Here is a 13,602-nt window from a genome sequence, read left to right on the forward strand (position 1 = left end):
CGTTGCCGTGAGGGCGAACAGGGCGCGAGCCACCGGATGCGAAAGGCGGGGGAGCTAACAGCGCTGAACCCGCGGGCGCTTAGTGCGCAGCGGTTCAGTTGGTGGTCGGCACTACTCCGACGAGTGCCCAGCCCGCCTCGACCGCGCGCTGTTCTTCCGACCCGTCGCCGAAGCGCGCCACCGCCGCCGCGATGGTGGCCGCAGCGAATTCCGAGAAATCGCTGCGGGGCGTGAGCGAGCCATTGGTGAGGGTGTCGAACCAGATCTGACCGGCACGCTCCCATGCAAAGCCGCCGAGGGTATCGGCAGCGCTCCAGAAGGCGCGGTTGGGGATGCCCGAGTTGAGGTGCACGCCACCGTTGTCTTCTTGCGTCACGATGAAGTCATCCCAGTGCGCCGGCTGCGGGTCTTTGCCGAGCACGTCGTCGTCATAGGCGGTACCCGGAGCGCGCAGGGAGCGCAGCGCATTGCCTTCGACCTCGTCGGTGAAAATGCCCTCGCCCACGAGCCACGATGCTTCGCCTGCGGTCTGGCCCCAGGCGTACTGCTCGACGAGAGCGCCGAAAACGTCGGAGACGTGCTCGTTGAGCGCGCCGCTCTGCCCGCGGTACACAAGCCCGGCGGTGAACTCAGTAACTCCGTGCGCAAGCTCGTGCCCGATAACGCTGAGCGAGCGAGTGAAGCCGGTGAAGATCTCACCGTCACCGTCGCCGAAGACCATGCGGCTGCCATCCCAAAAGGCGTTGTCGTAATCCCGGCCAAAGTGCACGGTTGCCTCGAGCGGCGAGGAGCGATCGTCGATCGAGTCGCGCTCGAACACTTCCCAGAACAGCGCGAAGGTATGGCCGAGGCCGTCGTACGCCTCCGAGACTGAGACGTCGCCCGTCTCGGGCTCGCCCTCTGACCGCACCAGAACGCCGGGAAGGATCTCGCCGGTCTGAGCATCCGAGATGGCCCGGCTGATGGTGCCGCGTGCGACGGCCGTCTGATCCGGGCGCAGCGACCGCGGCGGGAGCGTGTGCTCGTGGCGGCCATGATCGAGGTGATCGTGGCCGATATCGGTCAACGAGCGTCGCGCGGCATGAGCGGCTCGCTCAAAACGAGGGTCGTCAAGCGTCGCGATTCGCGACAGCAAAAACGGGGGCACAATCGCGCACAGGGCGCGGGGCGATTTGGTGGGGGAAACGGGGGAGTTCGGCATCCGGAACATGCTTCATGCTGACACGGACCACTGACCTTGGCGACGATGGCTCACGATTCTCACGGAGTCCCCAGCAACGCGCGCCACGCAAGAAATCGCTACGACAAGCAAAACTCCGCTCTCGGGTAGACTGAGGTGTAATCCCCCCACTTCTTCGAAGGGATCCACCATGCCAGCAATCGTCATCATCGGCGCCCAATGGGGCGACGAGGGCAAGGGAAAAGCAACCGACCTCCTCGGTAGCCGCATCGACTATGTCGTCAAGTTCAACGGTGGCAACAACGCCGGTCACACGGTCGTGATCGGTGATGAAAAGTACGCTCTTCACCTTCTGCCGTCGGGCATCCTCACTGAAGGTGTCACCCCGATCATCTCCAACGGTGTCGTTATCGACGTCGAAGTTCTCTTTGAAGAACTGGATGCTCTGATCGCCCGTGGCGTCGACGTCTCCAAGCTGCTGATCAGCGCCAACGCGCACATCATCACCAACTACCACCGCACCCTCGACAAGGTGACGGAACGCTTCCTCGGCAAGCGCCAGATTGGTACGACCGGTCGTGGAATTGGTCCGGCGTATGCCGACAAGATCAACCGCGTTGGCATCCGAGTTCAAGACCTCTTTGACGAGAACATTCTTCGTCAAAAGGTCGAGGGCGCTCTTGACCAGAAGAACCACCTGCTCGTGAAGGTCTACAACCGTCGCGCAATCGAGGTTGAAGAGATCGTCACCGAGCTGCTCAGCTACGCCGACCGTCTGCGCCCCATGGTCGCCGACACCGGGCTGCTGCTGAACCAGGCACTCGACAAGGGCGAAGTTGTGCTCTTCGAGGGTGGCCAGGCCACGATGCTGGATGTCGACCACGGTACGTACCCGTTCGTCACGTCCTCCAACTCCACCTCCGGTGGCGCGGCGACCGGTTCGGGCGTTGCCCCTAACCGCCTCGAGCGCATCATCGGAATCGTCAAGGCCTACACAACGCGTGTGGGTGCTGGCCCGTTCCCGACCGAACTGCACGATGAGTCGGGCGAGTTCTTGCGCTCCAACGGTTTCGAGTTCGGAACCACCACCGGGCGCCCGCGTCGCTGTGGTTGGTACGACGCCCCCATCGCTCGCTACACGGCGCGCGTCAACGGTGTCACCGACTTCGTGCTCACCAAGCTCGACGTGCTCACCGGCCTCAAGACCATCCCCGTCTGCGTCGCCTACGACGTTGACGGCGTGCGTTTCGACGAAATGCCGGTATCGCAGTCCGACTTCCACCACGCGGTGCCGATCTACGAAGAGTTCCCCGGCTGGGATGAAGACATCACCGGCGCTCGCACCTTCGACGACCTGCCCAAAAATGCGCAAGACTACGTGCTCGCCATCGAAAAGATGAGCGGCGCCCGCATGTCGGCAATCGGTGTCGGCCCCGGCCGCGACGAAATCATCGTTCGTCACGACCTCGTCGACTAAGCACTTCAGCAGTTAGCTCGCAGCCAAGCGGCACGCACCGGAAAGATCTGGGGCGTGCCGCTTCTGCGTTGGCGGGCTTTGTGAGACGTGCCGCGGGGTGCCGTGCCGTGCCGTGCGGCGCTGGGCGGGGTAGCCAATTGGGGATTGCTGGACTGAACGGCCGAAATCGGTGGGTGAACGTCCGAAAACCGCGGGTGTGCGCCGCTCGCGAGGTGGGAAGATTTGTGAGTGACCGTAACGCGCCCGCAGCCCCGCATCCTTCAGGGAACCTTCGTCTCCGTTGAGCCCCTGACCGAAGCGCACCTTGCCGACCTCTGGCCTGCCCTCGGTGTGCCCGAAGTGTTCGCCGGTGGCTACGGCGGCGGCCCTGCCGGGTTGCCCGCCGACGAAGCATCCTTCATCGACTGGATGCGCGCCGGCTACCTCGGTTACGCCGACCGGATGCCGTTCGCCATCCGCCTGAGCTCCGGCCTCGACGCCGGCCGTCTCGTAGGGGTCAGCACCCTAGGAGACCTCGACGAGGCCCACGCCAACGCGCACATCGGCTGGACCGCGTACGCGCCGAAGGTTTGGGGTACCGCAGTGAACCCTGAAACGAAACTCCTGCTCCTCGGCTTCGCCTTCGACAGCGGCTACAACCGCGTGCGGCTCCAAGCGGATGCCATCAATGTCCGTTCGCGTGCTGCCATTCTCAAGCTCGGTGCCACCTTCGAGGGCATCCAGCGTCAACACCTGCTGCGGGCCGACGGCTCGTGGCGAGACACTGCCGTGTACTCCGTGATCGACACAGACTGGCCAGATGTGAAGGCCGGGCTACTCGCCCGCCTCGACGGGACTGCTGCGCCCAGCGTTGTTGCTGCGTCCAGCGCGAGCACTGCGACCGGCGCTGGCGCGACCTCCCGTGACGCTGCCGAGCAGGAGCCGCGCGCGTGAGCGCTCCCGTTGCTCCCGTTGGCCGGGTCGAGAAGCATGACACGGCATCCACTTTGGGCACGACGCTGCGCTTTGCCGCAGCCGGTCTCGTGTGGGGTTCAAGTTTTCTCTTCATCAAGGTGGCGTTGGATGGCGTGAGCTTTGGCCAGGTCGCGTGGAGCAGAGCGGTGCTTGGCGCTCTTGCGCTCGTCGTGGTGTTTGCGGTCAGCCGCCGTAAGCTCCCGCGCCAACCGATCGTGTGGGCGCACTTCACCGTGCTGGCGTTTCTCTTCGCGGTGTTCCCGTATCTACTGTTTGCGTGGGCAGAACAGTACGTGAGCTCGGGGCTCGCCAGTATTTACAACGCGACGACGCCCATCATGACGGCGATCTTCGCGACACTCGTCTTCCGGGTCGAAAAGCTGACGCGCTCGCAGATTGCGGGCGTCACGCTCGGCATCTTTGGCGTACTGGTGATCATCGCGCCCTGGCAGGCCGGCGACATCAGCGGCAGCCTGCTGGGTCAACTCGCGTGCCTCGGTGCCGCGCTCTGCTACGGCGCCGCCATGAGTTACCAACGCAAGTTCGTGGCGCCCTACAAAGTGCCCGGCGTCACCTCCGCCACCATGAACATCGGAATCGCGGCCGTCATCTACCTTCTGCTCACCCCGATCATCGCGACCGGACCGGTGAACCTCACCCTCCCGGTCGTGGCCAGTCTGCTCGCCCTGGGCATCCTTGGCACCGGAATGGCGTACGTCTGGAACTACCGAGTGCTCGCCGAATGGGGCCCCACCCGCACCTCGACCGTCACGTACATTACGCCAGTGATCGGCGTGATCCTCGGCTTCGTCATCCTCAAAGAAACAATGTCGTGGCATGAGCCTGTCGGCGCCGTGATCGTGCTGGTGGGAGTATTGCTCGCGCAGGGGCGGCTCAAGCTGCCCGGGCAGGGTTTCCGGAACGCTACCCGTTGAGGGCAGCGTCGACAATCGCCTTCGCTTCGGCCTGCACGAGGCGCAAGTGCTCGGCGCCCTTGAATGACTCGGCGTAGATCTTGTAGACGTCTTCAGTGCCGCTGGGGCGCGCAGCGAACCACGCAAACTCCGTGGTCACCTTCACGCCGCCAATCGCGGCGCCATTGCCCGGAGCCTCCGAGAGCTTGGCCGTGATGGGGTCACCCGCGAGTTCGGTGGCCGCGATCGCAGCCCCACTCAACTTGCCCAGCTTGGCCTTCTGCTCTTTGCTAGCCACGGCATCCACTCGTTCGTAGGCCGGGTCGCCGAACTCTTCGACCAGCTCGGCGTAGAGAATGGATGGCGTCTTGCCGGTGACCGCCAGAATCTCGGCGGCCAGCAGGGCGAGCAGAATGCCGTCTTTGTCGGTCGTCCAGACAGAGCCGTCTTTGCGCAAGAAGCTCGCGCCAGCGCTCTCCTCGCCGCCGAACGCGACCGAGCCATCAACGAGTCCGGGCACGAACCACTTGAAGCCGACGGGCACCTCGATGAGGTCGCGGCCCATGGCGGCAGCAACCCGGTCAATCATGGAACTGGAGACGAGCGTCTTGCCGACAGCGGCATCCGGGTTCCAGCCCTCGCGGTGCGTGTAGAGATACTGGATGGCGACAGCCAGGTAGTGGTTGGGGTTCATAAGGCCGGCGTCGGGGGTGACGATGCCGTGGCGGTCGGCGTCAGCGTCGTTGCCCGTGAGGATGTCGAACTCCTCGCGGCGGGCGACGACCGAGGCCATGGCCGACTTCGATGACGGATCCATGCGAATCTTGCCATCCCAGTCGAGCGTCATAAACGCCCACGTGGGATCAACGTCGGGGTTCACGACCGTGAGGTTCAGGTCGTACTTCTCCGCGATCAACTTCCAATAATTGACGCTCGCGCCACCCAGCGGGTCTGCTCCGATGTGGATGCCGGCAGTGCGGATCGCATCGATATCGATGATGTTCTCAAGGTCGTCAACGTAGTGCCCGCGGAAGTCGTAGCTGCCCGCTGCCGTGTTCTCGGCGTCGGCTGCATCGGCCGAGCCTGTGCGCTTCACGGCCGTGTTCCCGTCGGCGATGATCGCGTTCGCGCGGTCGGCGATCCAGCCGGTCGCATCGCTATCGGCGGGGCCGCCGTGCGGCGGGTTGTACTTGAAACCACCATCGCGGGGCGGGTTGTGGCTCGGGGTGATGATGATGCCATCGGCCTGGTCAGCGTTGCCCGCCGCGTTGTAGGCAATGATCGCGTGGCTCAGTGCGGGAGTGGGCACGAAGTCGTCGAATTCGTCTTTCAGCGCGAGCACACCGTTGGCGGCAAGCACATCGAGCGCAGTGGTTTCGGCGGGCTGGGAGAGCGCGTGGGTGTCACGACCGATGAACAGCGGGCCCGTGATGCCCTGGCTGGCGCGGTATTCCACGATCGCCTGCGTGATGGCAGCGATGTGCACTTCATTGAAAGCAGTGTCGAGCGAAGAGCCACGGTGGCCGCTCGTGCCGAACACCACGCGCTGCTCGGGGATCGACACATCCGGAACCAGCGCGTAATACGCCGCCACCAACTCGGTGACGTCAATGAGGTCGGATGCCTGGGCTGTCGTGCCTGCGCGATCGTTCATGCAAACCAGTCTTCCACCTTCACTCGGCGGTGCGCGCGTCATGTGGCAAACACGCAGCCTTCAGAACCCCTAAAGTCGTTGTATGGCAGCAGGAGATCAGGCCCACAACGACAACGTCGACCCCGAAGTGCGCGAGCAGCTTCTGGGCGCCCGCCGCAGCATCGACAACATTGATGCGGCCCTCATTCATTTGCTTGCCGAGCGCTTCAAGTACACGCAGCAGGTTGGTCATCTCAAGGCCACTAAGGGTCTGCCCGCGTCAGACCCCAACCGTGAGCGCGATCAGATCGCGCGTCTCAAGTCGCTCGCCGAAGAGTCCCACCTCGACCCGGCCTTCGCCGAGAAGTGGTTCAACTTCGTCGTTGCCGAGGTTATTCACCACCACGAGCAGATTGCGTCGGGCAGCGAGCCTGACTCCGCCAACTAGGCACGCAGGAGGCTAGCGCGCGGCACGCAGCAGGCTAGACCGCGCGGATGCCGTGCTGGTCGAGCACGTCGAGGAACGTCGTCGGCTCTGGCCGCACCCGGTGATTGTCGGTGTGCTCGGCCCAGAGCACGGTTCCGGTGGCGTCGGTGATGATCACGGTCGGTACGACGGTGTCGCCATTGGCTGGGGCTCCCGCGCTGAAGATGACGGGCGTGCCGCCGGACTGCACGATGTCGAGCGCGGCGGCGGCCGAGGCATCCGCATCGATGTAATAGGTGACCGGGATGTCGAAGCGCTGCGAGAGCTCGACGGTGTCTTCGGGCTTTTGTGGGCTGATGATCGCGACAGCGACGCCGCGGCGGTTGAGCTCGCGGTATTGATCGGCGATCTGGGCGACCTGGGCCATGCAGAACGGGCACCAGTTGCCGCGAATGAACATGATCACGTGCGGTTGCTGGGTGAGCACGCTGCTGTCGACGACAGCGCCATCCAGGGTGGTGAGCGGGAACGAGGGCAGCGGCTGCCCGACCGTGACCGGCCCGCTGGAGACGTGCTGCACGGAGTACCAGTAGTTGTAGCCGAGAATCACGGCTAGGCCGAGGGTGGCCACGAGCACGGCAAGCGGCCCGGCGAGGATGGCGGCAAATATTGCTACCCCGGCGGCAGCAAGCTGAACCCACGGATGCCGGCGCTGTACGACGACGAGGCGCGTCATCAGCAACCCCAAATAGAGCGCGTACGCCACCCACGGCAGGGCAGCAGCGAGCCACCACGGCTGTGATTCCGTGATGGCGCGCACGACGACGAGTGCGATCACCCCGAGGGCGAGCGCGGCCGTTACCTCGCCGTAAACCCTCTTGATGAACTGCACGTTAGGCGCCGAAAGCCTCCGCGAGCGTTCCGCGGTGAGCCGTGAGCAGCTCTTCGAGGGTCAGTGTGAACTGGTCCTGGATTTCGAGGGCGGGAGCGGCAGCATCCGTAACTCCGATGCGCACGGCCGGGTAGCCGCGGCCTTCGCAGAGTCCGCGGAACTTCACGTCGTCTTCGCGAGGGATCGACACGATCATGCGACCGGTCGATTCGCTGAAGAGGGCCGTGGCGGCATCGATCTCGTCACGCTCAAGTAGGTCGCCCAACCAGATGCGAGCGCCAACGCCGAAGCGCATGACGGACTCGGCGAGGGTCTGAGCGAGCCCACCATCGGCGAGGTCGTGCGCGCTGGCGATGATGTTGAGCTCGTTGCCAGCCTTGATCAGGTCGGCAAGCTGGCGCTCGGCGGCGAGATCAACCTTGGGCGGCAGGCCACCGAGGTGGTCGTGAATGGTGCCAGCCCAGGCTGAACCGTCAAGCTCGAGTGAGGTGGTGCCGAGCAGGTAGATGTTGTTGCCTTCGTCTTGCCATCCACTCGGGATGCGCTCAGCAACGTCACGGATCAGGCCGAGCACCGCGACCACGGGGGTTGGGTGGATGGGCACATCGCCGGTCTGGTTGTAGAACGAGACGTTTCCGCCGGTGACAGGGATTTCCATCTCGAGGCAACCGTCGGCGAGACCTTCAACGGCGCGGCTGAACTGCCACATCACTTCGGGGTTCTCGGGGCTACCGAAGTTGAGGCAGTCACTGACGGCGACCGGGTTCGCGCCGGTGGCGGCAACGTTGCGGAATGCTTCAGCAAGAGCAAGCTGGGCTCCGGCGTAGGGGTCGAGCTGGCAGAAGCGGCCATTGGCGTCGGTCGCGACAGAGAAGCCGAGGCCACTCTCTTCGTCGATGCGCACCATGCCGGCGTCATCCGGGAAGCTCAACGCGGTGTTGCCGAGCACGTAGCGGTCGTACTGGTTGGTGATCCAGCTCTTGTCGGCGAGGTTGGGGCTCGCGAGAAGCTGAAGCATTTGGTCGCGGAGTTCGGCGCCATCCTTGGGGCGGGCGAGGCCTGAAGCGCTGTCGGCCTGAAGCTTGTCAATCCACTTGGGGTACGCAACGGGGCGGTCGTAGACGGGGCCATCGATCGCGACGGTGCGCGGCTCGACGTTCACGATTTCTTCGCCGTGCCAGTTGATGATGAGGCGGCCGGTGTCGGTGACTTCACCCAGCACGCTGGTTTCGACATCCCACTTCTCAACAACCTTGAGGAAGCCTTCGAGCTTCTCGGGCTTCACGATAGCCATCATGCGTTCTTGGCTCTCGGACATCAGAATTTCTTCTGCCGTGAGGGTGGGGTCGCGCAGCAGTACCTTCTCGAGTTCGATGAACATTCCACCGTCACCGTTGGAGGCGAGCTCGCTCGTTGCACAGCTAATGCCGGCCGCGCCGAGATCTTGGATGCCCTCAACGAGGTCACCCTGGAAGAGTTCGAGGCAGCACTCGATGAGTACCTTCTCGGCAAAGGGGTCGCCGACCTGAACGGCTGGACGCTTGGTGGGGCCGCCCTCTGAGAAGGAATCCGAAGCGAGGATGGATGCTCCGCCGATACCATCGCCACCGGTGCGGGCACCGAACAGCACAACCTTGTTGCCCACGCCGCGAGCGTTAGCCAGGTGCAGGTCTTCGTGGCGCAGCACTCCAACGGCGAGTGCGTTGACGAGCGGGTTGGCCTGGTAGACGGAGTCGAAGTAGGTTTCGCCGCCGATGTTGGGCAGGCCGAGGCAGTTGCCGTAGAAGCTGATGCCCGAGACCACGCCTTGAGCAACGCGCGCGGTGTCGGGGTTGTCGATGGCGCCGAAGCGGAGCGCATCCATGACAGCAACGGGGCGAGCGCCCATGGAGATGATGTCGCGGACGATTCCGCCCACACCGGTCGCCGCACCCTGGAAGGGCTCGATGTAGCTGGGGTGGTTGTGGCTTTCGATCTTGAAGGTCACAGCCCAGCCCTGACCGACGTCGATGACGCCAGCGTTTTCGCCCATGCCGACCATGAGGTTCTTCGACATGTTGTCGTTGACCTTCTTGCCGAACTGGCGCAGGTAGTTCTTGGAGGACTTGTAGGAGCAGTGCTCGCTCCACATCACGGAGTACATGGCAAGCTCGCCGCTCGTGGGGCGGCGGCCGAGAATTTCGCGAATCTTCGCGTACTCGTCGTCTTTCAACCCAAGTGCGCCATAGGGCTGCACTTTCTCGGGAGTTGCGGCGGCGTTCGACACCGTGTCGGCAACATGCTGGCGGGAATTGGTTGAGACGTCAGTCACGAGGGGCTTCTCCCAGAAGATGGTGGATGCCGGGGTGCTCACGCCGGCCGCCTCCAGTCTACCTAGGTGTGCCGGCGCATTTCAGCGCGTCAGAACGCCATCAGCGCGAAGCCCGCAACGACGCTCAGAAGGCCGATTCCGGTGAGTATCGAGCCGATGATGATGGCGGCGTTCGTGCGGCGGGGCCGCGCGAGACTCCACCGAGAGGGATGGCACTGGTCGTAGTACAGAGTGACGTGTGTGCCGACATCCATGATGGGAGCTTCTGACGGCTCGTGAAGGATGGAGTGCTGCCTGCCATCGCTATCGGACCAGCGGAAGCCCTGAAAGCCTCCGGCTTCGAATACCTCGGCAGTGGCCGCGATCCACTTGCATGCCCGCAGAGCGAGAATCCAGCCGAAAAGCAGCAGCGGGATGCCGGGAACGAGGCCGACCCACGACATCGTTTCGAGCACCACTCCTAAAGCGCCCTCAGGTCCGGTCATCCTGCAATATTATCCGTTGTGCTGCCGACAGATCGCGAGCCCTGAGATGGCTTCACTGCGGGTTATTCCAACGTGCTTTCGACCACTTTGCTGACTTTCGGTGCATCGCGAAGAGTGGCTTCGCTGGGAGTCCGATCGCGCACCCATCGCTCACCACCTGACGTCCGTTACGCACAGACCGTCTGCGCGCTCGCGGTAGAAGACGAAACTTGGGCTGACGTCGCTAGTCTCGCTCGATCCTTCGAGGTTGATGCTCCAGGAGGCATCGAGCGACGGTCGATCGATAGAGGTGTCGGCATCAAACTGTTCGGGTTCTCCGGCACGCAATCCGTTCCAGGCTTGCGCGTCGCCAAAGTCCGCTGAAAAGTCGTCGCACGCGAGCGCGTCTTGACCACCTGAGGATGCAGCGCGGATGAGCTGCCTCGTCGTGTCGATGACACGAGCACCGTCGGCGCCCCAGATGGCGGTGTCGATCCAACGCCCCGAAAGGATCGCTAAGGCGATGATCGCAATGATCACGCCAGCGATCGGCAGTAGCCTTCGCGTCTTCATGGGGCCACCATAATCGTCACGCGTTGCGGTCGGCTGTCGGCGTGGTCTGGGCGCGCAGTCGCGCACGAATGTACTTCGCTGCAGACCTGAAATGACTGGGGCCTGCTGCTTCGGCCCAACGCCCTGGCGTCCAGTCGTTGTTCGCACCTTCCATCGGTCCGCCATAGAGGTCGGCGTCAGACTTACCGGTGATGAAATCGACAAGGTCATCGTGCGCTGTCTGCAGCGCTGACCGCGCATCGGACCACCCGAGGTCGGATTGTTGCGCGCGAATAGTGGCGTTGTATTGCTTCAGGTCGTTCCACTTGTAGCCCTTCGCGGGGAAAAACACTTCCTTGCCGGCGCGGCCATCCTCGTACCAACCGAGGAACAGGTGGATCCAATTCGTGCGGTGCCCGACGATGTCTTTGATCGATGTGTCGTCGGCGTCTTTCGCCACAGCGAAGTCGGCTTCCACCTTCTCGAGAGCTTGCTGCAGCTTCTCAAATTCCTTGTGGGTCACGGCCAAGAGTTCGTCCTTGGATGTCGCGGCCATGATCGCCCCTGCTCCCTAGTGTGCTTGTGCTGGTAGCCAATCACAGAACGTCGACGGTGAGGTAGTGCTCCGTCAGCTCAAGTCAGCCACCGGCCGAAACCGCGGCGAGATCGAGCGACCGCTTGCGGCCCGGGAGCGCGAACCAGCGGCCATCGTGTTGGCCGACGCGAATTGGATGCGCGAAGGCGGTCGTGACGTTCTCGGTGGTCAGGACTTGTTCGGCTGGCCCGGCCTGGGAGATCCGCCCGTTCGCGATGAGCGCGGCATGGGATGTCGTGGAGGGAAGCTCTTCGAGGTGATGCGTCACGAGAATCGAGGCCAGGTGCGGAAAGCTGTGGGTGAGCGCGTCGACAGTTTCGAGGAGTTGCTCGCGCGCCGCGACATCCAACCCGGTGCTGGGTTCGTCGAGAAGCAGCAGGTCGGGTTCGGCGATCAGTGCGCGCGCGATGAGTGCTCTGCCGCGTTCTCCTTGCGACAGGGTCGGCCAGCGGTGGGCGTCCTTGCCTGCCAGCCCCATCTGTTCGATGAGCTCTGTCGCGCGGTGCGTCTGCTGCGTGGTGGGTTCCCAGCGCGGGGGAGTCTCGAGGGATCCGGTGAGGCCGGTGAGCACGACATCCCGAATCGTGAGGGGTGCGTGAAGCGGATGACGCGGGTTGACGTGCCCGATCGAGCGACGCAGTGCCTGCAGTTCGACTCGGCCGAGGCGTTGCCCCAGGATGTGCACGGTTCCGGAGGTCGGGTGTGCTGAGGCGCCGACGAAACCGAGGATGGTGCTTTTGCCGGCACCGTTGGGCCCGAGGAGTGCCCAGTGTTCGCCCGCGCGCACGGTGAGGTCGACCTCGTTCAGGATGGTGCGCTCGCCGCGGCGGAAGGTGACGCCGCGCAGCTCGACGACGGTGGGGGTGCTGTTCACGGAGGCGCTTTCGCTCGTGGTGGTGCTGTCGCTCACGAGAGGGCTCGGTGCACGCCGGTGAGGTGCGCCCGGCTGCACTCGGAAGCGGCGGCCGGGTCTCGTTCGGCGATCGCTTCGACCAGAGCGCTGTGGGCGGCTTGGTCGGCCTCGTAGTCGTGGATGGGGCGCAGCTTCAGCATCTCGATCATCGCAACCCGCACTCGCGGCACGAATCCGTCGAATAGTTCGAGCAGCACTTCATTGTGGGATGCCGCGACGACTTCCCGATGAAGAGCCATGTCAACGTCAGCGAACTCTTCGGCAGAGTGGTGCGAGCCCGAGCGGCGGGCGAGCGCTCGGCGCATCGCGCGCAGGTCTGACGGTGTACGTCGATGTGCTGCGAGGGCGGCAGCCTCGGCCTCGATGGCGACCCGCGCCTCGATGACGGATGCAACGGAGACTCGACGTAGCACGACATCCCAGTCCTCGGCGATGTCGGTCGAGATCACGAAAACGCCCGAGCCTTGACGGCTTTCGAGCACGCCTTGGCCGGCGAGTTCACGGATGGCCTCCCGCAGCGTTGAGCGCCCGACCCCGATCTCGGCGGCCAGTGTCGTCTCGCCCGGTAGCTTGTGCCCCAGGGGCCACTCGCCGGCACGGATGCACCCGAGCAGGACTTCGGCCGCTTGCGCTGCGAGCCGACCTTGTTGCACTGCTGGTGCCATACAGGCGCTCCGATCCCGGTGTTTGTCTGCCTCGCAACTCTACACCTCAGACAAGTTGGGTTCGCCGTGCGCGCTTGGCCGGTGGGTGTAGCCGGGTCTGTCTGACGCATCGCTTCGTTGCTGGGGCCTCGGTGGGATCGAACGATGTCAGATGCATTCTTATTCTCGCTCGCCTCATTCCTCACGGGCAGCTTTCTGATGCTGGCGGGATGGTTGTTTCTGTGGCTCGCCCGGCGAAGTGGGCAAGGGTTGCTGAAGCGCAATCCGATCGCTGGAGTGCGTACCGCGCTCACGTTGTCGTCTGATGCTGCGTGGTATCCGGCTCAGCGTGCCGCAGCGCCCAAAACCAGGGTCGCCGCCTGGGGCCCATTGGCTGGCGGTGCAGCGCTAGTCGCGCTCGGCCTGTTGAGCGTGCTGTTTGGCGCCAGCATGGTTGTCTACGTGGTTCTCACCTTCGGCAGCGCAGGCTGGCTACTCGGTTGGGTTCTCGCCGGGGCCGGAGATGCGCAGCGCGCCGCTCGCGATGCCGTCGCTCACGGCTAAGGTGCGGCTGGGCGAGATAGATTCCGCACAGCTCCCCGAATGTGAATGGCAACCTAAGCGATAGAAGTGATTGGCCTCTCCA

14 protein-coding genes are annotated in these 13,602 nt (G+C 64.0%); 5 read left to right on the forward strand and 9 right to left on the reverse strand.

What is annotated here, in order from left to right:
- Window positions 1-94 precede the first annotated feature (94 nt).
- Window positions 95-1,201: a M4 family metallopeptidase gene (locus CLV85_RS02180; protein WP_100387971.1), complete on the reverse strand. Its 1,107-nt coding sequence runs from the start codon at window positions 1,199-1,201 to the stop codon at window positions 95-97.
- A 169-nt stretch (window positions 1,202-1,370) separates the two neighbouring features.
- On the opposite strand from CLV85_RS02180, the gene CLV85_RS02185 reads away from it, so the two are divergent.
- The 3 genes from CLV85_RS02185 (at window position 1,371) to CLV85_RS02195 (ending at window position 4,546) form a co-directional block, all read left to right on the forward strand.
- Complete coding sequence (locus CLV85_RS02185) at window positions 1,371-2,657, forward strand: adenylosuccinate synthase (protein ID WP_100387972.1); 1,287 nt, start codon at window positions 1,371-1,373, stop codon at window positions 2,655-2,657.
- Window positions 2,658-2,885: 228 nt separating this feature from the next.
- Entirely contained in the window at window positions 2,886-3,590 is a 705-nt protein-coding gene (locus tag CLV85_RS02190) for a GNAT family N-acetyltransferase (protein WP_100387973.1), read from the forward strand.
- Window positions 3,587-4,546, forward strand: coding sequence for a DMT family transporter (locus CLV85_RS02195; RefSeq protein ID WP_100387974.1), 960 nt, complete (start codon window positions 3,587-3,589; stop codon window positions 4,544-4,546). Before CLV85_RS02190 ends, CLV85_RS02195 begins: the two co-directional genes overlap by 4 nt.
- On the opposite strand, the gene pgm is transcribed toward CLV85_RS02195, so the two are convergent.
- A complete protein-coding gene (gene pgm / locus CLV85_RS02200; RefSeq protein WP_100387975.1) occupies window positions 4,536-6,179 on the reverse strand; it encodes a phosphoglucomutase (alpha-D-glucose-1,6-bisphosphate-dependent) in 1,644 nt (547 codons plus the stop codon). The two genes, CLV85_RS02195 and pgm, sit on opposite strands and share 11 nt — an antisense overlap.
- An 82-nt stretch (window positions 6,180-6,261) precedes the next feature.
- Between pgm and CLV85_RS02205 the strand changes: the two genes are divergently transcribed.
- The gene (locus CLV85_RS02205; RefSeq protein ID WP_189621849.1) at window positions 6,262-6,606 is read left to right on the forward strand and encodes a chorismate mutase; all 345 of its coding nucleotides are present in this window, start codon (window positions 6,262-6,264) and stop codon (window positions 6,604-6,606) included.
- A 34-nt stretch (window positions 6,607-6,640) separates the two neighbouring features.
- Here the strand turns inward: CLV85_RS02205 and CLV85_RS02210 are convergent, their stop codons facing one another.
- The 7 genes from CLV85_RS02210 to CLV85_RS02240 all read right to left on the reverse strand — a co-directional run bounded on the left by CLV85_RS02210 (window position 6,641) and on the right by CLV85_RS02240 (window position 12,977).
- A complete protein-coding gene (locus tag CLV85_RS02210; protein WP_100387976.1) occupies window positions 6,641-7,477 on the reverse strand; it encodes a peroxiredoxin family protein in 837 nt (278 codons plus the stop codon).
- 1 nt (window position 7,478) lies between these two features.
- Window positions 7,479-9,788, reverse strand: coding sequence for a phosphoribosylformylglycinamidine synthase subunit PurL (gene purL, locus CLV85_RS02215; RefSeq protein WP_100389231.1), 2,310 nt, complete (start codon window positions 9,786-9,788; stop codon window positions 7,479-7,481).
- Between the two features lie 89 nt (window positions 9,789-9,877).
- On the reverse strand, window positions 9,878-10,273 hold the full coding sequence (locus CLV85_RS02220) for a hypothetical protein (RefSeq protein WP_169925789.1): 396 nt from the start codon (window positions 10,271-10,273) through the stop codon (window positions 9,878-9,880).
- 150 nt (window positions 10,274-10,423) lie between these two features.
- Window positions 10,424-10,825 (reverse strand): hypothetical protein, encoded by a 402-nt coding sequence (locus CLV85_RS02225; protein ID WP_100387977.1) that lies wholly within the window; start codon window positions 10,823-10,825, stop codon window positions 10,424-10,426.
- A gap of 16 nt (window positions 10,826-10,841) precedes the next feature.
- Window positions 10,842-11,360, reverse strand: a complete 519-nt coding sequence (locus CLV85_RS02230; RefSeq protein WP_100387978.1) for a ClbS/DfsB family four-helix bundle protein — start codon at window positions 11,358-11,360, stop codon at window positions 10,842-10,844.
- Between the two features lie 82 nt (window positions 11,361-11,442).
- On the reverse strand, window positions 11,443-12,309 hold the full coding sequence (locus CLV85_RS02235; protein WP_229820394.1) for an ABC transporter ATP-binding protein: 867 nt from the start codon (window positions 12,307-12,309) through the stop codon (window positions 11,443-11,445).
- Window positions 12,306-12,977: a FadR/GntR family transcriptional regulator gene (locus CLV85_RS02240; RefSeq protein WP_100387979.1), complete on the reverse strand. Its 672-nt coding sequence runs from the start codon at window positions 12,975-12,977 to the stop codon at window positions 12,306-12,308. The genes CLV85_RS02235 and CLV85_RS02240 overlap by 4 nt, the downstream gene beginning before the upstream one ends.
- 144 nt (window positions 12,978-13,121) lie before the next feature.
- Here CLV85_RS02240 and CLV85_RS02245 point away from each other — a divergent pair, with 144 nt between their 5' ends.
- Window positions 13,122-13,520 (forward strand): SdpI family protein, encoded by a 399-nt coding sequence (locus CLV85_RS02245; RefSeq protein WP_100387980.1) that lies wholly within the window; start codon window positions 13,122-13,124, stop codon window positions 13,518-13,520.
- Window positions 13,521-13,602 lie beyond the last annotated feature (82 nt).

The sequence above is a fragment of the Salinibacterium amurskyense genome, from assembly GCF_002797685.1.
GTDB classification, from domain to species: Bacteria; Actinomycetota; Actinomycetes; order Actinomycetales; family Microbacteriaceae; genus Rhodoglobus; species Rhodoglobus amurskyensis.